The organism is Luteibacter sp. RCC_6_2, from assembly GCF_041360655.1.
GTDB lineage: Bacteria > Pseudomonadota > Gammaproteobacteria > Xanthomonadales > Rhodanobacteraceae > Luteibacter.
Map to the genome: position 1 here is coordinate 121,051 of NZ_JBFUPQ010000009.1, position 21,850 is coordinate 142,900.

Here is a 21,850-nt window from a genome sequence, read left to right on the forward strand (position 1 = left end):
ACCGCGACCGCCGCGTTTCGCGACGCGGCGCAACAAGAAAAAGCCGGCGTTTCCGCCGGCTTCAAGGACTTGGCGGCGCCTTGTGGGCGCCGCCCGGGTTGTTTTACCAGCCCACGCCCACACCGACACCGCCGGAAGTCTCACCGCCGCTCACGGCGGCACCGAAGGTGAGACTGGCGTTGGACGAGAGGCTGCGCGAGTAGCCGACCGACAGGGCGCCCTGACCCTTGTATCCGCCCACGCCCACGCCGAGCCGGTTGTCGCCGTTGACGCCCTGGGTGCTGAAGGCCATCTGCGACATCGCCGCTCCCATCGCGCCCACCTTGTTGAGGCGGTCGTTGAGGTTGCTGAAGCGGCGATCCACCGTGCGCTTGTACTCGTCGAACGCCCCGCCACTGACCACGTCGCCGAACTTCTGGTCGGTATAGGCCTTGGCGCTGCTCAGGGTCGCGGCATCACCCTGGTCCGAATAGGACTTCGCGGTGGCGACGGCCTGGTCGACCTGGCTCACGTTGGCCGCGTCGGTCGGAGCCGTACCGGCGGCGACGTTGGTCACCCGCCGCTCCGCCCCCGCGCTTCCCACGGAGACGGTGTTGGGCTGGTCGGCCACGGAATTGGCGCCGAGCGCGACGCTGTTGGTCGCCGCCGCCGTGACCGTGGCACCCGTCCCCACGGCGGTGCCATTGTCGGCGCCCACGCTGGCGTTGGTGCCGACGGCCAGGTCGGTGGGGTCCTTCGCGTAGCTGCCGGCGCCGATGGCGGTGCCGTTACCCGTTCCGTCGACGACGGCGGCGGTGACCGGCACGGCCGCCGCTTGCACCGGAGCGGCCGCATCCTGCGCGGCCATCGGGGCCGCGACACCGGCACGGGCGACCGACGCCGACATGACATTGTTGCGCCGCACGGGCGCCGTTCCCGGAACGGTGCTCCCGCCGGAACCGGACTCCAGCTGGTTCACCCGGGTATCCAGGGAGGACAACGCGCCGTCGAGGGCCCCCACCGCATCGCCGACCGTGCTGTAGGAGCCGCCCTGCACGCGATACACCGGCCCGACGAACCCGGTGGCACCCATCGTCGCACCGCCACCCAGGGCCATCGCCACCGCATTGCCGGTGACACTGGAGGTGCCGGCAAAGGCGCCGGACAGCGCCGTGTTCAACTGGCTCAGGTTCACCGCGTCGGTAGCCTGCGTACCGGCCGCCACGTTGGTGATCTGCCGGTTGCTTCCCGCGCTGCCGACCGACACCGTGTTCGCCCGTGTCGCCAGCGACCCGCTGCCCAGGGCCACCGAATTCGCCGCCAGCGCACGCGCGCTGTCGCCGATCGCGGTGGCGCCGGCCGCGCCGGCATTGGCGAAGGCGCCGACAGCCGTGGCGGATTCCTTGCTCGCCGTGGCGAAGGCGCCGCTGGCGGAGGAGAGATCGCCCGTGGCGCTGCTCCCCGCGCCGGTGGCCGTGGCGAGCGAGCCCGTCGCGCTCGCATCGTCGGAACCGTCGCCCGCTCCCGTGGCCGAGACGTAATGACGGGCACTGGCGACACTGTCGGACAACTGCGTCAGCTGGTCGACATTGACGGCGTCCGTACCCTGCTCGCCCGCGGCCACGTTGGTGATCTGGCGCTCGCCACCGCGTACGCCCACCGACACCGTACCCGCGCGGTCGGCGAGGGCGTTGGAGCCGATGGCCACGCTATCCGCCGCGGTGGCCGTCGCGTTGGCGCCGAGGGCGACGCTGGCGGCGCCACGCGCGGTGGAGAAATCGCCCACCGCGACACTGCTCGCGCCGGAAGCCCAGCTGTTGATGCCCAGCGCCGTGGCATTGGCACCCGGCGCATAGGCGAAGTAACCCAGCGCCGTACTGCCCACGCCCTCGGCTCCCGCGATGGCACCCAGTGCCGTGGCGAAGTCGGCCGTCGCCTGCGCGCCGGCACCGAACGCCGCCGCGCTGTCGCCGGTCGCGCCGGTATAGATGAGTCCGACACCGGCCAGGTTGCTCGGTCCACCGACGGCGACCGATCCGGCACCCGAGGCCGTGGTGGAGGTACCCACCGCGGTCGCATAGTCACCGGTCGCATTGGCCACCGCGCCAAGTGCCGTGGATTGAGCGCCGCTGGCGTAAGCGCCGACACCCGCGGAGGTGGAAGCGAAACCGGCGGCCTGCGCACTGGCGCCGACCGCCGTACCGCCTACGCCGGCACTGGTCGCGCCGGTGTCGACCGGGTTGCCGTTGCCATCGGCGATCAGCGGGTTGCCATCCTCGTCCACGGCGTTACCACCTACCGCGACACTGCCCGCGCCTGTCGCCTGCGCGCCCGCACCGAAGGCGGCCGCGTTCTGGCCGCTGGCCGTGCTGCCGTAGCCGGTCGCGGTCGCGAACTGGTTCGCGGCCACCGCACCGGAACCGGTAGCCGTGGCGCCGGCGCCGGCCGCGAGGGCGCCCGAACCGGAAGCGGTGGCGTAGTCACCGCTCGCCTGCGCGTCGTCGCTGCCGTCACCCAGGCCGTTCGCCTTGAAGTAATGACTTGCGTCGCCGACGCTGGTGGCCAGCGAATCCAGCTGCCCCTTGTTCACCGCGTCGGTGGCCTCGGTACCGGCCGCGACGTTGGTGACCTGCCGCTCGCTGCCGACATCGCCCACCGAAACGGTATTCGCCCGATCGTTGAAGGAGCTCGCTCCAAGGGCCACGGAGTTCGCCGCCGCGGCGATCGCCGATTCGCCCACCGCCGTGCTGCTCACGCCGTCCGCGTAGCTGTTCCAACCCAGCGCGGTCGCATAATCCGCCGTGGCCCACGCGCCCGTGCCGAAGGCGGACGAGGCATAACCCGAGGCTTGTGCCGGTATCAGCCCGAAGAATGTGCTGCCACCGACGGCGACGCTTTCGTCGCCCGTCGCTTGCGCGCTTTCACCCACGGCCACGCTGCTCGCGCCGGTCGCGGCACTCTGCGTGCCGATCGCCGTCGACAGATCGCCGATCGCGTTGGCGACCGCGCCCACCGCCGTCGCCTGCGCGCCACTGGCGTACGCACCCACACCGAAGGACGACGCGGCGAAACCACTCGCCTGGGAACTCGCGCCGACCGCCGTGCCGCCGACACCCGCGCTCGTCGCGCCGGTATCGACCGGCACGCCACCGTTGGTGATCAGCGGATTGCCGTCTTCGTCCACGGCGACGCCGCCCACCGCGACGCTGCCCGGGCCGTTGGCCTGCGCACCGGCGCCGTACGACGCGCTGTTCTGTCCGGAAGCGACGCTGCCATATCCGGTGGCCGTCGCGTTGACACCCGTGGCGACCGCACCGCTGCCGTTGGCCGTGGCGCCCACGGCACCCGCGAGGGCGCCCGAACCGGAAGCGGTGGCGTAGTCGCCGATCGCCTGCGCGTCGTCGCTGCCGTCACCCAGGCCGTTCGCCTTGAAGTAATGACTTGCGTCGCCGACGCTGGTGGCGAGTGAATCCAGCTGCCCCTTGTTCACCGCGTCGGTGGCTTCCGTACCCGCCGCCACGTTGGTGACCTGACGCTCGCTACCGACGTCGCCAACCGACACCGTGTTGTCGCGATCCGCGTACGAACCCTGGCCCAGCGCCACCGAGTTCTCGCCGATCGCCCAGGCGTTCGCGCCCAGCGCCGTACCGCCGTTGCCCAGCGCCCAGCTGCCCGCACCGATCGCCACCGCGTTCGCGCTTTCGATGCCGAACAGGCCGAAACCGGTCTCGGCGTAGTTGCCGATCGCCACGCTGCCTTCGCCCGCCGCGCTCGCACCACCGCCGATCGCCGTCGAGCCGCTGCTATAGGCAGACGAACCGTAGCCCGTGGCCACCGACAGGTCGCCATCGGCGAAGGCCTGCGCACCGTTGGCCACCGCGCCCGCACCGGAGGCCTGCGCGAGGAAACCGCTCGCCGTCGACTGCTCGCCCTGCGCGAACGCCGCCGTGCCCAAGGCCGTGGCGAACTGGCCTTCCGCCTGCGCGCTCGCGCCCACCGCCGTCGCGGCCAGGCCCGAGGCCGTCGCCGGACCGACCGCTTCACCGGTCGCCGTGTACGTGATCAATGGATTGCCATCTTCATCCAGCGCCTGTCCGCCGATCGCCGTCGCCCCGTTGGCCGAGGCTTGCGCTCCGGAACCATAGGCCGAGCTGTTCTGACCGGATGCCACCGAGCCATAGCCGGTGGCCGTGGCGAAGTCGGCGTTCGTGCTCGCACCACTACCGATAGCGGAAGAACCGGTGCCTTGCGCAATCGCGCCCTGGCCCACCGCCGTCGTGTAATCGCCGCTGGCGAAGCTACCCGCACCGAAACCCGATGCCCCATAACCGCTGGCGATGGCGCCATGGCCGTTCGCCGTCGCCTCGTCACCGATGGCGGTGCTGCTTTCGCCGGTCACCGTGGAGCCGCTACCCGTGACCGACGTGTTCGCGCCCACCGCCGTGCTGTTTTCGCCATCGATGACGGAACTGGCGCCCAGGCCCGTCGCGTTGTTGCCGCTGATGGAGGTGTTGCTGCCGTAGGCCGAGGCGTTGTCGCCCCAGACGAAGGAGTTGGTACCGACCGTCGTCGTCTGCACGCCGATGGCGCGGCTCAGGAAACCGACCGCGACCGCGCCCACATCGAGCGCACCGGCGTTCGCGCCGACCGCCGTGGCATTGAGATGATCGGCCGTGGCCGACCAGCCGATCGCCGTGCTGTAATCGGCCGTGCCCCATGCGCCTGCGCCGAAAGCCGACGAACCGATACCGCTCGCGATCGTGGGAATGAAGCCGCCGTAGGCCGTGCCGCCCACCGCCACGCTTTCCTCGCCCGTCGCCTGCGACGATTCACCGACGGCGACACTGCTCGCACCGGTCGCCGCGCTCTGCGTACCCACGGCCGTCGAGTAATCGCCGATCGCGTTGGCGACCGCACCGACCGCCGTCCCCTGTGCACCGCTGGCGTACGCACCCACGCCGATCGCCGAGGAAGCGAAACCACCGGCCTGCGCGCTCGCACCGACGGCCGTGCCACCGACCGCGGCCGTCGTCGCCGCCGTATCTACCGGAACACCTTGATGGGTCACCAGCGGATCGCCGTCCTCGTTCACGGCGACACCACCGACCGCGACGCTAGCCGGACCGCTCGCCTGCGCACCGGCACCGTAGGCCGCGCTGTTCTGTCCCGTGGCGACACTCCCGCTGCCGGTCGCCGTCGCATTCGACCCCGTGGCGACCGCGCCGCTGCCGAACGCACTCGCGCCGTCGGCACCCGCATAGGCACCGGAACCCGAGGCCGTCGCATACTGGCCGGTGGCCTGCGCATCGTCGGAACCGTCGCCGTTGCCCGTGGCCTTGAAGTAGCGCGTCGCATCGCTCACCGACGAGTCGAGCTGCGCCTTGTTCACCGCGTCGGTGTCTTCGGTTCCCGCCGCCACGTTGGTGACCTGCCGCTCGCTACCGACGTCGCCGACCGACACCGTGTTGTCGCGATCCGCGTACGAACCCTGGCCCAACGCCACCGAGTTCTCGCCGATCGCCCAGGCGTTCGCACCCAGCGCCGTGCCGCCGTTGCCCAGCGCCCAGCTGCCCGCGCCGATCGCCACCGCGTTCGCGCTTTCGATGCCGAACAGGCCGAAGCCGGTCTCGGCGTAGTTGCCGATCGCCACGCTGCCTTCGCCCGCCGCGCTTGCGCCACCGCCGATCGCCGTCGAGCCACTGCTGTAGGCAGACGAGCCGTAGCCCGTGGCCACCGACAGGTCGCCATCGGCGAAGGCTTGCGCACCGTTGGCCACCGCGCCCGCACCGGAGGCCTGCGCGAGGAAACCGCTCGCCGTCGATTGCTCGCCCTGCGCGAACGCCGCCGTGCCCAAGGCCGTGGCGAACTGGCCCTCCGCCTGCGCGCTCGCGCCCACCGCCGTCGCGGCTAGGCCCGAGGCCGTCGCCGGACCGACCGCTTCACCGGTCGCCGTGTATGTGATCAATGGATTGCCATCTTCATCCAGCGCCTGTCCGCCGATCGCCGTCGCCCCGTTGGCCGAGGCTTGCGCTCCGGAACCATAGGCCGAGCTGTTCTGTCCCGATGCGACGGCGCCATAGCCCGTCGCCGTGGCGAACTGCTTCGTCGCCACCGCGCCGGAACCGAACGCGCTCGCGCCCGTCGCACCGGCGTAAGCACCCGAACCGGAGGCCGTCGCGAAATCGCCCGTGGCCTGCGCATCGTCGCTTCCATCGCCGGCGCCTTTCGCCTTGAAGTAATGCGTGGCATCGCTGACATCGTCGGCAAGCTGGTTCACCTGCGTCGACACGCCATCGACGCGGGTGGACAACGTGTCCACGCGGGCCGATACACCGCCGACCGACGACGAGACCTTGTCCAGTTGCCGCTTGTTGACCGCATCGGTCGCCTGCGTGCCATCGGCGACGTTCACCAGCTGGCGCTCTTCGTTGATCTTGCCGATCGATACGGAGTTCGCGCGATCCGCGATCGATCCGTCACCGAGCGCGACGGAATTCTTCGCCGTGGCGCGCGAATCCGTGCCGAATGCCGAACTGGCCGATCCGCTCGCATAGGAAGACTCGCCGACCGCGACACTGTCCGTACCGACGGCGCGGGCGTTCTGTCCCAGCGCCGTCGCATAGATGCCGGCGGATTGCGCGTTCTGTCCCAGGGCGACGCTGTACGCGCCGCTGCTGTTCGCCGCCGTGCCCACCGCCGTGCTGTAGTCGCCCGCGGCCTTGCTGGCGGTGCCGCAGGCGAACGCGTCGTCACCCTTGGCGACCGGCGCCTTGCCCTGGATGCCGAACAGGTAGCCGCCGCATACGTTGCCCGCGTGCGCCGGGGCGCTGCCCAGCGCCAGCATCGCGCCGGCAGCCAGTGGCAACGCCGCCAATGCGGCACGCACGCGTCGTGACGCACCACCCTTGCCGCTGGCCCGGGCCAGCTCCGAAGCCACGACCAGAATCCCGAGCGTCTTGTTCCAGACCTTGCTGTAGATGGTGTTCACGTCAGCCTTCCTCCCAGATGTCCGCATGTGAGCGATCGATGCGCGGGCGCGCGGCGCGCTGCCCTCCGCCAGTCCGTCGCGACCGCGGCGGACGATGTATCCCCATGACCGGCACAGGCGCCGGCCGCTCGAACGTGTTCGGTGTGTATGTCCCCCGCCCGCATGACGGGCGCATCACGGTCGAGGCCCCGGCGAACCGGGGCCTCTTCCATGTCGTGCGTCAGAGCGTGTACGCACCCAGGACGCTTACGCCCGAGTACGCCTTCACTCCCTTCACGGTCAGCGTCCACGTACCAGCCGCCGGCTTCCCGGCGGTGAACGGTTCACTGTTGCCGGGACGGTTCGGCTGGTCCTTCACCTTGCCGCTGGGATCGGTCACCGAGATCGACACGTCACCCGAGCCACCGAAGGTGCGCAGGGTCAGCGTCTTCGCGTTGGCCGGCACCGTCAGCAGGTAGACGGTGCTCGCACCGGCCGCACCCTTCTGGTTGCCCAGCGCCGTGTTGTTGCTCAGCACGATGCCCGGAGGCGCCGGCGGCGGACCCCATGCGTCGTACTGCGACTGCGTCTCCGCATCGGACAGGCACGCGTTGAGGCTGGTGGCCTGGCCGGCCGTGATGAGGCCGTCGGTGGCGAGCTGGCCGGCATAGGCATGCACGGCGGTGCGGTAGTCACCGACACTCGCGGCGGCACCGGCGAGGATCTGTGCATTGGCGATCACGTTGGCGCCGATGATCACGCCGCCCGGCACGAGGGTCGGGATGCCGGTATCGCAGGTGAGCAGCTTCTGCGACGTGCGGTTGAGGCCCCAGCCGATGTCCTGGAACAGCGCGGGCGTCAGGTCGACGTCGATCTGGCCGACGAGATCCTGGCTGATCGCGTATTCCATGATCGCGTTCGGTGTCAGGCGCGTGTCGTAGTGCGAGAACGACGAGCCCTGGGCGAGCACGGTCGGCGCATACAACTGGACGTTGCCCTGCGCGTCGGTGCCGGCGAGGCCGGTGCCCGTACCCACGGCGCCGGTCAGGCCGGCGAGGTTCGCCTTCAGCTTGTTGCCGTCGACCTGGCTCACCGCGATCACCGGGATGTTCACCGGCGAGGCGGGCGTGCCTCCCGGCGTGATCGCGCCGGCCTGGTTGTTGGCGATGAGCACGGCGGAAGCGCCGGCCGCCTGCGCGTTGAGCGTCTTCACGGTGAAGTCGCACGTACCGCGATCGATCAGCGCGATCTTGCCCGCGATCGCCGAGCCATTGGTGATCGCCGCACAGCCATCGGCGGGCGAGGCCTGCGCCACGCTGCCGGTGAAGTTGGACGAAGTCGCCGTCGGTCCGAACGCGGCCTGCGAATAACCGTAGTCGCCGGCCGCGGCGGCCGGTGCCGTCACTCGGAAGACGTTCGGCGTGCCGAGGGCCAGCGGTGCTTCCGCTTTCACGGTGGCGCCGGTGAACACCAGCTTGCCGTCGTCCAGCGCCGCCGTGACACGCTGCGCCGGGGTGAGGTCGTACCACTTCTTCATCTGCGTATCGTTGAAGACGAAGGTGGAATAGATGTCCGGACGCGCCACGCCGTCGTCGCCGACATACGGCGAACCGGTGGTCAGGCTGTTGAAGCCGGAGAAGCCCAGGCCATGGGCCATTTCGTGGAGCACGACGTTGAGGAAGTTGATCGAGCCCGCCGGCGTCTTGCCGTCCAGGCCGAAGTACCAGCGCGAACCCTCCAGGCAACCCGGCGTACCCAGTGCGCCGTTGAACTGGCTCTGGATGTCGGCTTCGCCCGGCACGCCGTCCTCGTGGGTCAGGGCATCGAACAGCGCGGAGTGGTACCAGGTGTTGCGCACCGCACCCGGCGGCAACGTGCTGGCGTCGTCGAAATAGAAGATGTACGTGGTGCCGGAGGAACCGAGCACGCCCGAGGTGGCATCGCACGACAGCGGCTCGAAGGTCGCGTTATTCACGATCGTGACGTCGCTCTGCAACACGGCGCCCCAGATATCGGCGGCGAACTGGTAGACGTTCAACGCCTGCTTGCCGACGGTGGTGCCGGGATTGCCGCCGACCGGCGTGGCTGGCGTCTGGTCGTCGAGACCCTGGCCGGTGCCGACGTCCTGGTTGACGATCTTGATCTCGGCGGCCTGGGCACCGACCGTGGCGAACAGGCCGGCGGCGGCGAGCGCGGTAAAGAGAAGGCTGCGGCGGATCATCGGGTCACCTCCGGCGCCTTCGGCGCGGCCTGCACGCCGTGGTCATCGTGATGCACGCTCAACGTACCGTCGGGCGCGCGCTCGGCGACGACGCTGCTCATCAGTTCCTGCGGCACGCGCACGGCCTTGGCACGGACGCCGTTGCCGAGGCTCACCGTGCGGAAGGTGGATTTCGCATCGGCCGCCGTACGTGGTTGTGCCGAAAGCAAGGAAGCCCGGCTGGAACGGACCTGGAAGGCCTTCGAAAGCGCCGCCCGTTCGGCCGCCGTCGGCTCGCGGAGGCGGCCGGTCGAAGGATCGATGGCGACCTGGACGCCCTGGACCATGACGGTCTGCGGCTGGGTCGCGTGCGGCGTGTCGGCGGCGTGTGCCGCTCCCGCCACCGTGAAGATGCCCGTCAGCACGAGACCCAGGGCCTGTGCCAGTGATCGTGAAGTCATTACCCATACCTCCCTAGTGCGGCGCCGGGACCCCTCCCTGCACGCCCACCGGCGAAGACCCCCTCGCCGGCGTAAACACTCGAGGATTCGACGTTCCCCTCAACGCCAATCCCTGCCCGCCGGCGCGCGAGCGCCAGCGGTGACGATTCATGACGTGGTGGTGCCCCAGTGCACGGCCTTGCCGCGGCGACATGGTGCGATCGAACGATTTACCATCTGCACTACCCCTTACCCGTGGTACTGCTGGCGGACGGCCGATTGCCGGTCGTCTTCCCTTTTGATGTCCTGGCGGACGTCCCCTGCGAAAAGGTCGAATCGAGATCCTTCCTGCCGCCCTCCTGCGCGTCGTCTTATTGACGGCGGTCGTTGGAACGTAGCAGCAGGAAAATGCGAACGTCAATCGTTTGACGCAAATTTTCGTGTCGTCCAAACGTGAGTGCGGGAAACCCCGTGCAAACGATGATCGGACGTCCGGATAAGGTTTCAATTCATAGCCTTGCGCGACAATAACGTCCTGTTACATCTCTTGTACAACGAGCCCAAAGCGAAAAAAATCATGGACTTGATCGATATTGGCGCCAACCTCACCCACGATTCCTTTCGTCAAGATCTTGACGATGTACTGACCCGGGCGACGGCCCACGGCGTGGGAAAGATGATCGTCACCGGCGCTTCACGTGAAGGCAGCACGCACGCCCTCGAACTCGCCCGCGCCCATCCCGGACGCCTCTACGCGACGGCCGGCGTGCATCCCCACCACGCGATCGACTACGACGACGAAACCCATGCGCTGTTGCGCCGGCTCGCGAAAGAGCCGGAAGTTCGTGCGGTTGGTGAAACCGGGTTGGACTACAACCGCAATTACTCGCCGAGGGACGTCCAGCGGGAGGTGTTCGAACGTCAACTGGAGATTGCCGTCGAGGTGGGGAAGCCGTTGTTTCTCCACCAGCGCGACGCCCACCACGACTTCCTCGCCATCCTGAAGCGGTATCGCGATCGCGTCCCGGCGGCCGTCGTGCATTGCTTCACCGATACCGGCGAAGCATTGCGCGACTACCTCGACCTGGACTGCCATATCGGCATCACCGGCTGGATCTGCGACGAACGCCGGGGCGCGCACCTGCGCGAGCTGGTGAAAATGATTCCAGCGAACCGGCTGATGCTGGAAACCGACGCGCCCTACCTGCTCCCACGCACGATCCGGCCCATGCCGAAGGATCGACGCAACGAACCGATGTACCTGGCGCACATCCGCGACGAGGTGGCGAAGGACCGTGGCGAGACGCGTGAAGCATTGACCGAAGCAAGCGTGCGCACGACGGAAGCCTTCTTCCACCTCGCCACCTGACCATTCGCGCCTTCGGTGACAATCGCCCCTGGTGAAAGCCCGCTCTGGTGAAAACCGGCTCTGGTGGGAGCGGACCTTGTCGGCGATCCCGCGGCAGCGGGGCAGGTTAGGGCAAGCACCCATCGCCGCTGAAGCGGCTCCCACAGAACCCACCGCTCGATGAAAATGAGGTGCCTCGACGATCTCGTCAGCCCGAGTGCAGTCCCGTCAACGCCGCCTCGGCGAGATCCACCTCGCGCAACAACGTCTGCAAGGTTTCATCGTTGATCTCGTGGCTGCGGCGTAACGCATACAGCTCGCGACGCTCCGCACGAAGCGCGGCCAACCTCATCACGCGTTCCGTGCCCGCCTCGGCGCGCGCCTTCTCCGGCACGTCGCCTTCCTCGCCCGCGGCCTCGAGCCGCTGCTGGTAATCCGCCATGACGCGCGCGGCGACGCGCGAGGCCAGCGCCACGGCGTTCTCGTCGCCACCGGCCTCCACGCGTTGCTGCTCGCCGGCGATACCTCGCAGCGCGGCTTCGGCGGCCAGCGCGCGTGCCTTGCGCTCTTCACGCACACGCGGATCTTCGCCGGGAATCTTCAAACCCTTCACGGACAGCGGCAGGCCGATCGCACCGAACAGCAGCGTGCAAAGGATGACGCCGGTGGCGAGGAGGATCATCAAGTCACGCACGGGAAACGGCACGCTGTCGCTTTTCATCAGCGGCAACGAAAGCACGCCCGCCATGGTGATGGCCCCCCGCACACCCGCCAAGGCCGTGGTCCAGACCAGTCTCGTACCCACCTTCGGACGCTTCTCGCCCCGATGCAGCGCACGCATGAACATGAAGCGCAGCGACACCCACACCCAGATGAAACGCAAGACGACGAGCGCCAGGGTAATGGCGACCACGTACGCAGGCAGGTGCCACATCGGCCCGCCACCCGCCTGGACCAGGTCGTTCTTCGCGCCGTCGACGATGCCGGGCAACTGCAGGCCGAGCAGGAGGAAGATCAGGCCGTTGAAAGTGAATTCGACCATCGACCACACCGCGCCGTTCTGCATGCGCGTCGCGACATAGCCGCCCTTCAGCACATCGGTGTAGTTCATGGTCATGCCCGCGGCGACGGCGGCAAGGATTCCCGACACGCCGAAATGTTCCGCCAGCAAATAAGCGGCGAAGGGAAGCAAGAGCAACAAGGCCACCTGGCTCGCCGGGTCGACCTCGTCGCTCCATCGCACGAGTCGGCGGCGGAAGATACCGAATACATAGCCGACGAAGGCCCCGGCTGCCACGCCACCCAATGCCATCACGGCGAAATCGCCTGCCGCCGTCGCGAGCGAGAACTGGCCCGTGAGCTCCGCCGCTATCGCGAATTGCAACACCACGAGACCGGAAGCATCGTTGAGCAAGGCTTCGCCGGAGAGGATGTGCATCAAGCGTGGCGGTATCGTCGAACCGCCGGTGATCGATGTCACCGCCACCGCGTCCGTCGGTGACAAGACCGCCGCCAGGGCGAATGCCACGGCGAGCGGCACGGTGGGAATCATCCAGTGCACAAAATAGCCAATGCCGAGGATGGTGAAAAACACCAGCCCGATGGCGAGCGCGAGGATCGGACCGCGCAACAGGAACAGTTCACGCTTCGGGATTCGCCACCCGTCGGCGAAAAGCAACGGCGGAATGAAGAGCAGGAAAAACAGCTCGTGGTCGAACTCCACGTGCATGCCGAATGGCCGCGCCAGCAGGGCCCCCAGGGCGATTTGCAGCAATGGCAATGGCAACTTCACCGGCAGGACACGAACGACCGCCCCCGAAAGGGCCACGACCAGGAGAAGCACGAGGATGGTGATGACGAGATCCATCGCGCGACGCTAGCCGGGGCGGCGAGGACAGGCAACCGGCGGCCTGTCGAAAGCTCGACGAAAGGGCATGAACTTACGAACGAATTCGTAATTACCTGCTTAGGATTTATTCCTATTGTTGCCTAGCGTGACAGGGGTTTACGTTGTTTTCACGCACCGCCGCGATGCGGTCGCCACTTTTGCGCCATGGACGACGTCCTTGCTTGCACGAGTTCCAGGGGAGATTCCGATGCCTTATCCGTTCAGGACAGTACCCCCTTCAGGAGGTGGCGGACGCCTGCGTTCGCCATGAGGCCGCGCGACCGGTCGCCGCGTTAAGCGAGCGGAAGGTCATGCGGAACGCCATAACGAGATAGCCGCTTCCCGCCGACGTATCGGCGAAACGTTCGCGTGCCGCGCGGACGCGGGGCTGTCTTGGCCGTCATTTCGTCACGCGTTACTTCAGGAGGGTAGTCCATGCAGCACGTAAACCCATCATCGACCGCGTCCCGTCGGAAGCTCGCCCTTGCCGTGGCTTTCGCCATCGCCGCCGGCAGCACGGGCGGCGCGTTCGCGCAGAGCAACGCCACCGGCTCGATCTTCGGTTCGGCGGCGCCAGGTGACACGATACATATCGAGAACACGGCCACGGGTCTCCGCCGCGACATCACCGTGGACGCGAGCGGCCGCTATCGCGCCAATTCATTGCCCATCGGCACGTACGACGTCACCCTGATGCACAACGGTGCCGCCATCGACACCCACAAGGGCGTCCAGACCCAGATCAGCCAGAGCACCGACGTCTCCTTCGCGGCGACCAATGCCGATGCGACGACGCTGGGCAACGTGCAGGTCACCGCCAACAGCCTTCCGAGCATCGACGTCAGTTCCGTCGATTCGCGCACCGTGCTCAGCGCCGATCAGCTCGCCAAGCTGCCCATCGCGCGCACGTCGATCAGTTCGATCGCCCTGCTCGCCCCCGGCACGACATCGGCCGCGCGTGGCTACGGCAACGCTCTCTCGTTCGGCGGTTCGTCGGCTTCGGAGAATGCTTACTACATCAACGGATTCCAGGTCACCAATCCGCTGACCGGCGTCAGCTCGCGCCAGCTTCCCTATGACGCGATCGACCAGGAGCAGGTGCTGATCGGCGGTTACGGCGCCGAGTATGGCCGTTCCACCGGCGGCGTCATCAACGTCGTGACCAAGCGTGGCTCGAACGAGTGGAAAGGCGACGTGCAGGTGCTCTGGTCGCCGGAAGCGCTCGCACAGGAACCACGCAACGTCTATCTCCGCAACGGCACGCTCTACCAACGCGGCAATGCCTACGCCCAACGTGATTCGGAAAACCTGCAGTACTCCGGCTCGCTGGGTGGCGCCCTGGTGAAGGACAAGCTGTTCATCTTCGCCGCCGCGGACTGGATCCGCCAGACCGGCAACTACACCGGCCCCAACTCGGTCAGCGACGATGAGAAGGACACAGCGAAGACGAAGCGCTGGCTCGGCAAGATCGACTGGAACATCACCGACAACAACATCCTCGAACTGACCGGCATCGGCGATACCGAAACCACCGACGCCTCCATCTTCGCGTACAACTACAACACCGGGCGCGGCGATTACCTCGGCCACCAGTACACCAAGAACTACAACGGCACGCAGACGAACGGCACGCCCGGCGGCGAAACCTATATCGCCCACTACACCGGCTACATCACCGACGACCTGACCATCAATGCGATGTACGGCCGCGCGCATTCCGACCACGAACAGAACGTGGACGGTGCGTCCGGCGTGGCATGTCCGTCGATCACCGACGCCCGCGTCGAATTCAACAACAACAAGCAGACCGGTTGTACGGTCGGCGCCACGTCCACCCTCCTTCCCGGGTCGAAGGACAGTACGAAGGGATGGAGCGCCAACATCGAATACCGGATCGGTGACCACGATCTCCGTGCCGGCGTCGACAACTACGTGCTCCGCGCCACCTGGGGTTCCATTCCCGTGGGCGGCACGTCGTACACGTACAACGATGTAGGCGACGGCAGCGTCATCCAGCAGCGCCTGATCAACCTCGGCCTCGATCCCGGCCTGTACAACCCGGCCGACTTTCCCAACGGCTATTACGTGGAGTCCACCGCGCTGACCACCGGCACGTCCGCGCGGACCAACCAGCGCTCGCAGTTCGTCGAGGACAACTGGCAGATCACCGATCGCTGGCATGGATACGTCGGGTTGCGCAACGAGCAATTCTCCAACTACAACGGCGTCGGCGAAGCCTATGCGCGCGCACGTCATCAGCTCGATCCCCGCCTCGGCGTCTCCTGGGATGTCTATGGCGACAGCTCGCTGAAGGTCTATGCCAACGCCGGACGCTATCACCTCGGCCTGCCGACGTCGGTGGCCGTACGTGGTGCCGGACCGTCGACGTATCCTTCGCAATACTTCAGCTTCACCGGCATCGATCCCGCCACCGGCATCCCGACGGGGCTGGGCCAGGGTGCGTACTCGAACACCTATTTCCTCAATGGCGCCAATGGCACCCCGCCGGATGCGAAGACCGTTTCGGCCCGCGACCTGCATTCGTACTACCAGGATGAATACATCCTGGGCTTCGACAAGCAGCTCGCCGACAACTGGGTCGTCGGCGCCAAGGCCATGTACCGCCGGCTGCGCAGCCTGATCGACGACACCTGCGATTCCGCGCCGCTCCAGGCGTGGGGCGACCGCAACGGCCTCAGTGCGGAGGTTGCCGCTGGCATCGCCAGCAGTACCGGTTGCTGGCTGTACAACCCTGGCCGAGCCAACACCTTCGTCGTATCGCCGTCCGCCGGACAGTACCTGGAAATCCCGCTGTCGGCCAAGGACATCGGCGAACCCAAGCCCAAGCGCTCGTACTACATGCTCGACCTGTATGCCGAACACCAGTTCAGCGACAAGTGGTACGGCAAGTTCGACTACACCTATTCGCGTAGCTACGGCAACTCCGAAGGCCAGTTGGACTCGAATATCGTCCAGGCGGACGTCTCCACCACCGAGAGCTGGGACTTCCCCCAGATCATGGAGAACACCAATGGCGATCTCCCGAACGACCACAAGCACCAGCTGCGCGTCTACGGCACTTATGTACCGACCGAAGAATGGCAATTCTCCACGGTGAGCCGTGTCACCTCGGGCGCACCCGTCAGCTGCCTGGGCATCCGTCCGCTCTCAGCCGGCGGCGACCCCTATGGCTACGGCGCCAACTACTTCTGGTGCAACGGGGAACCCTCGCCCCGCGGGTCACGCGGACGCACGCCTTGGACGTACACCATGGATGTGAGCGCGGCATGGAAGCCGGCTTTCGCCGATCACAAGCTCACGTTCTCGGCGGACATCTTCAATCTTCTGGGCAAGCAGCAGGTGACCCAGTACTTCGAGACGGGCGAGACATCGAACGGCCTGGCCAATCCGAACTACAAGCGCGCCCGGTCGTTCCAGGATCCACGCTACGTCCGCCTCGGCGCGCGTTACGACTTCACGCTCTGACCTAGAAGAAGAAAAGCGACACTCCCCAGATTGGCCGCTCCGCCTGGAGCGGCCTTTTTTTCGTTCCATGACTATTTCGTGTCTTCGGAAGGCAGTGAAAATTTTCCGTTCATCATGAAAACTTTTTCATCTTCGCCTTAACGCGCCGCGCATCTTCCTGCGCCATCCATGCGGACAACCGCATTCCTTCGCCACCTCGCCTTGCGGCCCGTACATCAGGCCCTTGCGCCCCGCCTGTGCACAAGAGGGACAAGAAATTTCGTTCATGCAACTCGCATTGAGTGTCGATGTCGGCCGGGCGTAGTTTGCGTCCGCTTGTTGCAGTTTCGTTAACCGCGGCACGCGGCGCATCGATGCGGAGGAGATCGACGCCATAAGGGGGCCCGGACGGCCATCACGTGAACCACTCCGTTCCGTTCGTCGAGGGATGACGGGACGACTTGAAGCATTTGGCCAATGGCCGGGGAGATCACCATGGATTCGCGTTACTCAATGGAGCGCACCAGGCGGCGCTCGTTATCGTTCGCCATCGCGCTCGGCCTCGGCCTGGTCGCCACGGGCGCCTTTGCGCAGAGCACGGTCGGCGCCGTCTACGGCACGGCCGACGCGGGGGCGCAGGTCACCGCGACCAATACCGGAAACGGATTGAGCCGATCCGCCACCGTCGGCAACGACGGCCGGTTCAACATCTCGTCGTTGCCACCCGGCGACTACAAGATCACCTCGACCAAGGGTGGGCAGAGCTCCACGCGTGACATCCAGATCGTCGCCGGCCAGGGCTTCAACCTGAACCTCGCCGGCGGCAACGCGGCTGGCGCGGCCAATGCGAGTGCCCAGGACCTGACGACCGTGTCGGTGACGGCGAACGCGCTGCCGCCGATCGACATCACCTCGAGCCAGACCAATACGGTCATGACCTCGGAGCAGATCAAGCAGCTGCCGCTGGCGCGCAACCAGACCGCCGTGGCCCTGCTCGCGCCCGGCGCCACCAAGGGCGACAGCGCCTTCGGCAACCTTGCCTCCTTCGGCGGCGCGTCCGTCGCCGAGAACAGCTACTACGTGAACGGCTTCAACGTCACCAACTTCTTCCAGAGCCTCACCTACTCACAGGTTCCGTTCGAAGCCATCGACCAGGAAGAGATCCAGGACGGCGGTTACGGTGCCGAGTACGGCAATTCGACCGGCGGCGTGATCTCGGTGAATACCAAGCGCGGCACGAACGAGTGGAAGGGCGGCGTCGACTTCACCTGGGACCCTTACCAGTTCCAGGCCAAACAGCCGAACATCTACCTGCAGAACGGCAGCCTGCTGCAGAACAACCGGCACAACAGCAACTACGTGGTCGGCAACAACAACACCGGCAACGCCACCGACTTCGGCCAGCGCTGGAACGCGTGGCTGGGCGGTCCGCTGATCAAGGACAAGCTGTTCATGTTCGCCCTCGTCGGCGGCACACGCACGGCCGACGAACACTACGGGGACTCCTCCGGTAGCGGCAACTTCAACAAGACCACGATCAAGGACCCGCGTTACCTGGTCAAGCTGGACTGGAACATCAACGAGAGCAACATCCTCGAATACACCGGCTTCAGCGACAGCAGCACGCAGCAGCAGAGCATCTACGGATACAACTACGACGCCGACGGCCAGCCGCACCGGGGTGACTACCTCGGCCAGGTCTACGACAAGACCGGCGGCATGAACAACATCCTGAAGTACACCAGCTACATCACCGACGACTTCACGATATCGGCGCAGTACGGCAAGAGCACCAACCGACGAGACGAACGCGCCACCACGGCCGATGGCACGCTGGAAGAATACGATGGCAACATCTTCAACGCGGCGAACTCGCCCGGTTGCCCGTTGATCGCCGATAACCGCATCCCGGTGAACAACGGCGGTACCGCCGCGCCGCATTGCTCGTTCACCAGCGGCTTCCTCAATACGCCCGACGGCGAAGACAAGCGCAACGCCGGCCGCATCGACTTCGAGTACCACCTCGGCGACCACGAGCTGAAGGCCGGTTGGGCACGCGACCACTTCACCACCGACACCGGCACCGCCTACGAGGGCGGCAATCGCTGGACGTACATTTCGCAGCCGGAGGCCGTCCTCGGCCACGCTCCGGGTCTCGATCCGGCGGACAGCGTCGTCGAGCAGACCGTGTTCGCCACGGGCGCGAAGGTCGGCATCACGCAGAAGTCGTACTACCTGCAGGACAACTGGCACATCACCGACAACTTCGTCGCCCGCATCGGCGTGCGCAATGATGGCTTCGAGAACACCAACAGCCTTGGCCAGACGTATGTGAAGCAGGTGCACAGCTGGCAGCCGCGCCTGGGCTTCTCGTGGGACGTGCATGGCGATTCGACGTTGAAGGTTTATGGCAGCGCCGGCGATTATTCGCTGCCGCTGGACGGCAACGTGGCCCTGCGCGGGTCCTCGGCTTCGCTGTACCAGAACCAGTACTTCAGCTACACGGGCATCGACCCGGTGACCGGCGCACCCACCGGCCTCGGCGCCTTGCCGGCGGCCTATGCGGCGGCCTTCCCGTCGCGCACCGGCGTCATCTACTCGAACGGCGAAGCCGGCGTGGTCCCGAATCCGGGTGCCGTCGCCACGAAGGACCTGAAGCCGTTCAAGCAGCGTGAATTCATCCTGGGCGCGCAGCAGCAGATCGCCGACTGGACCTTCGGTGCCAAGGCCATCTATCGGAAGGTGCTGACCGGCATCGACGACTCCTGCGACTTCCGTCCGATCGCCAAGGCGGCCAACGCGCAGTACGGGCTCAACCTCGACACCACGAGCCTGACCCCTGCCGATGCCAACGTCCCCGGTTGCTACATCTTCAATCCGGGCAGCTCGGTGACGTTGCGTACACCGGTGGATGCCACCGGAACGCTCTACGACATCCACTTGCCGGGCGTGGACGTGGGGGAGCCGAAATACAAGCGCTCCTACCTCGCGCTGCAATTGACCGCCGAGCGCAACTTCGACAACACCTGGTACCTGAAGACGTCGTATGTCTTCTCGCATACGCGGGGCAATGCCGAAGGTGGCGTCGATTCCAGCAATGGCCAGGCCGACACCGGCACGACCGAGTTGTTCGACTATCCGGAGATCATGGCCGGTTCGAACGGCTACCTGCCGAACGATCGCAAGCACACGTTCAAGGTCTACGGCGCGTGGCAGATCAACGACCAGTGGCTGGTCGGTGCGAACGGCGTGTTCCAGACCGGCCGTCCGGAGAACTGCTATGGCCTGAACCCGATCGACTCGCAGGTGGTCGGCGGCTACGGCTCGGGCGCCTACCTCTACTGCGATGGCATGGTGGTCCAGCGCGGCTCGGTCGGCCGTACGCCGAGCTACTGGAACATCGACCTGAACGCTTCGTACAAGCCGGTGTGGGCGAAGGGCGTCACCCTTTCGGCGAACGTCTTCAACGTCTTCAATAAGCAACACACGACGTCGATCAACGAAGTGGGCGAGGACGACAGCGGCAATTCGCTCTCCGGGAGCACGTACAAGATCCCGACCAGCTTCCAGCAGCCGCGCTATGTGCAGCTGTCCGCCGAGTACGACTTCTCGCTCTGACGCTCCACCACAAGAAGACAACGGCGCGCGCCCCCGGACGCGCGACCGATGCAACCTCCCCAGATCGCCGCCCGCTCCCACGGGCGGCCTTTTTTATGAAAAGCCCTGGCGGATGCCGACCCAGGTGGGAGCCGCTGCCCTTGTGGGAGCCGCTGCCCCTGTGGGAGCCGCTTCAGCGGCGATGGGTGCTTGCCTCAACCTGGCCCGCTGCCGCGGGATCGCCGACAAAGTCGGCTCCCACAACGATCTTCCCAGTCCGCAGCGTCCATCAACCTCAAGCGACTGCCGCGACACGACGCCGGAAGTAAGGCGCCAGGACGAAGCAAGCCACGCCCATCAGCATCACCACGATGCCACCCCACACGGCCGGCTCGAAACGCTCGTCGAACACGAGGTACGAGGTGAAGATGCCGGACACCGGCACGATCAACGACAACGGCGCCACCGACGTGGCGGGATATTTCTTCATGAGGTTGTTCCACACCATGTAACCGAACACGGTGGTCACATACGCCTGGAACAGCACCGACCCGGTCGCCCGCCAACTCACGCCATGACCGAGGGCCTGGAAGGGGGCCGATCCATGGACGGCGTAGGTGAGGATGAACAGCACCGGCGTGGAGAACATGCTCGACCATGCGACGAACGCGATCATGTCGGCTGGCTTGTGCCGCTTCACGATGAGGTTGCAGGCGCTCCAGCTGAGCGCCGCCAGCAAGACCAGCGCGATGCCTGTCGTGGTGGACGTGCCTTCGACATGGCTTATCACCAGAATCAATCCGCTCGCCGCCAGCAGCATGCCCACCCACTGGGGCAAGCGGATGCGCTCGCGGAAGACCGCCGCGCTCAACAGGACCGTGAAGAACGCGCTGAACTGCAACACCAGCGATGAGAGGCCGGGCGACATCCCCTTGGCCATGGCCAGGTTCACGACCCACCAGAGGCCGACGCCGAACAGCACGCCGTATCCCGCCAACGCAGCGACGGGCACGTCGCGCGGACGGCGCAGGAACAAGACCAGCGGAAACGCGGTGAAGGCGAAGCGCAACCCAGTGAGGAGGAACGGGTCGAGGTCGCGCAGGCCCACCTCGATCACCGAGAAGTTGCTTCCCCAGATCAGGGCGACGAGTACGCCAAGGATCAGATCGGCAAGCTTCACGGCTCGCCGTCGTCTTCGAAGCGCAGGTGCTTCACGCTGCGGCCGTGGCGGCGGACGAGTTTCAGGGCCTCGACGCCCACCTTGATGTGCCGTTCGACGAAGGTGGCCGTGACCGCAGCGTCGCTGGTTTCGGTCTTCACGCCTTCCGGGATCATCGGCTGGTCGGACACCAACAGGAGCGCGCCACAGGGAATGTGGTTGGCGAAGCCGGCGGCGAAGATGGTCGCGGTTTCCATGTCGATCGCCATACTGCGGGTACGCCGCAGGTATTCCTTGAAGCCATCGTCGTGCTCCCAGACCCGGCGGTTCGTCGTGTAGACGGTGCCGGTCCAGTAATCGTGGCCGAGGTCGCGGATCATGGTGGAGACCGCGCGCTGCAGCTGGAACGCCGGCAGGGCCGGCACCTCCGGCAGAAGGTAATCGTTCGAGGTGCCCTCGCCACGAATGGCCGCGATCGGCAGGACCAGGTCGCCGATGGCGTTCTTCTTCTTGAGGCCGCCGCACTTGCCCAGGAACAGCACGGCCTGGGGCTCGATCGCGCTGAGCAGGTCCATGACCGTCGCCGCGTTGGGGCTTCCCATGCCGAAGTTGATCAGCGTGATCCCGTCGGCCGTGGCGTTGGGCATGGGCCGGTCGCGCCCGTGCACCTCCACGCCGTGCTCCAGGGCGAAGCGCTCCACGTAGTGGCCGAAGTTGGTCAGCAGGATATGCCGGCCGAATCCCTCCACGGGCGTGCCCGTGTACCGGGGCAGCCAGTTGGAGACGATCTCGTTCTTGGTTTTCATG

General features: G+C 66.5%; 9 protein-coding genes. 3 read left to right on the plus strand and 6 right to left on the minus strand.

The features are described 5' to 3' along the window. Nucleotides 1-103: 103 nt before the first annotated feature. The 3 genes from AB6730_RS11870 to AB6730_RS11880 all read right to left on the minus strand — a co-directional run bounded on the left by AB6730_RS11870 (nucleotide 104) and on the right by AB6730_RS11880 (nucleotide 9,607). A complete protein-coding gene (locus AB6730_RS11870) occupies nucleotides 104-6,967 on the minus strand; it encodes an ESPR-type extended signal peptide-containing protein (RefSeq protein ID WP_371023814.1) in 6,864 nt (2,287 codons plus the stop codon). A 220-nt stretch (nucleotides 6,968-7,187) separates the two neighbouring features. Beyond that, nucleotides 7,188-9,167, minus strand: coding sequence for a PA domain-containing protein (locus AB6730_RS11875; protein WP_371023815.1), 1,980 nt, complete (start codon nucleotides 9,165-9,167; stop codon nucleotides 7,188-7,190). Beyond that, nucleotides 9,164-9,607, minus strand: coding sequence for a post-PEP-CTERM-1 domain-containing protein (locus AB6730_RS11880; RefSeq protein WP_371023816.1), 444 nt, complete (start codon nucleotides 9,605-9,607; stop codon nucleotides 9,164-9,166). The genes AB6730_RS11875 and AB6730_RS11880 overlap by 4 nt, the downstream gene beginning before the upstream one ends. 526 nt (nucleotides 9,608-10,133) lie before the next feature. Between AB6730_RS11880 and AB6730_RS11885 the strand changes: the two genes are divergently transcribed. Further along, a complete protein-coding gene (locus tag AB6730_RS11885; RefSeq protein ID WP_371023871.1) occupies nucleotides 10,134-10,955 on the plus strand; it encodes a TatD family hydrolase in 822 nt (273 codons plus the stop codon). Between the two features lie 187 nt (nucleotides 10,956-11,142). Here AB6730_RS11885 and AB6730_RS11890 read toward each other — a convergent pair whose 3' ends face one another. Then, a complete protein-coding gene (locus AB6730_RS11890; RefSeq protein WP_371023817.1) occupies nucleotides 11,143-12,801 on the minus strand; it encodes a Na+/H+ antiporter in 1,659 nt (552 codons plus the stop codon). A 456-nt stretch (nucleotides 12,802-13,257) separates the two neighbouring features. Between AB6730_RS11890 and AB6730_RS11895 the strand changes: the two genes are divergently transcribed. Both AB6730_RS11895 and AB6730_RS11900 read left to right on the plus strand, forming a co-directional pair. Continuing rightward, nucleotides 13,258-16,308 (plus strand): carboxypeptidase regulatory-like domain-containing protein, encoded by a 3,051-nt coding sequence (locus AB6730_RS11895; protein ID WP_371023818.1) that lies wholly within the window; start codon nucleotides 13,258-13,260, stop codon nucleotides 16,306-16,308. Nucleotides 16,309-16,782: 474 nt separating this feature from the next. Then, nucleotides 16,783-19,905, plus strand: coding sequence for a carboxypeptidase regulatory-like domain-containing protein (locus tag AB6730_RS11900; RefSeq protein ID WP_371023819.1), 3,123 nt, complete (start codon nucleotides 16,783-16,785; stop codon nucleotides 19,903-19,905). Between the two features lie 274 nt (nucleotides 19,906-20,179). Here AB6730_RS11900 and AB6730_RS11905 read toward each other — a convergent pair whose 3' ends face one another. Then, nucleotides 20,180-21,064, minus strand: coding sequence for an EamA family transporter (locus tag AB6730_RS11905; protein WP_371023820.1), 885 nt, complete (start codon nucleotides 21,062-21,064; stop codon nucleotides 20,180-20,182). Beyond that, nucleotides 21,061-21,849, minus strand: a complete 789-nt coding sequence (locus tag AB6730_RS11910) for an AMP nucleosidase (protein ID WP_371023821.1) — start codon at nucleotides 21,847-21,849, stop codon at nucleotides 21,061-21,063. The genes AB6730_RS11905 and AB6730_RS11910 overlap by 4 nt, the downstream gene beginning before the upstream one ends. Nucleotide 21,850 lies beyond the last annotated feature (1 nt).

What these genes read in the sequence shown, in the direction of transcription:
- AB6730_RS11875 (WP_371023815.1), bottom strand. Translation starts at nt 9,167, where the DNA reads ATGATCCGCCGCAGCCTTCTCTTTACCGCGCTCGCCGCCGCCGGCCTG.
- AB6730_RS11880 (WP_371023816.1), bottom strand. Translation starts at nt 9,607, where the DNA reads ATGACTTCACGATCACTGGCACAGGCCCTGGGTCTCGTGCTGACGGGC.
- AB6730_RS11890 (WP_371023817.1), bottom strand. Translation starts at nt 12,801, where the DNA reads ATGGATCTCGTCATCACCATCCTCGTGCTTCTCCTGGTCGTGGCCCTT.
- AB6730_RS11895 (WP_371023818.1), top strand. Translation starts at nt 13,258, where the DNA reads ATGCAGCACGTAAACCCATCATCGACCGCGTCCCGTCGGAAGCTCGCC.
- AB6730_RS11900 (WP_371023819.1), top strand. Translation starts at nt 16,783, where the DNA reads ATGGATTCGCGTTACTCAATGGAGCGCACCAGGCGGCGCTCGTTATCG.
- AB6730_RS11910 (WP_371023821.1), bottom strand. Translation starts at nt 21,849, where the DNA reads ATGAAAACCAAGAACGAGATCGTCTCCAACTGGCTGCCCCGGTACACG.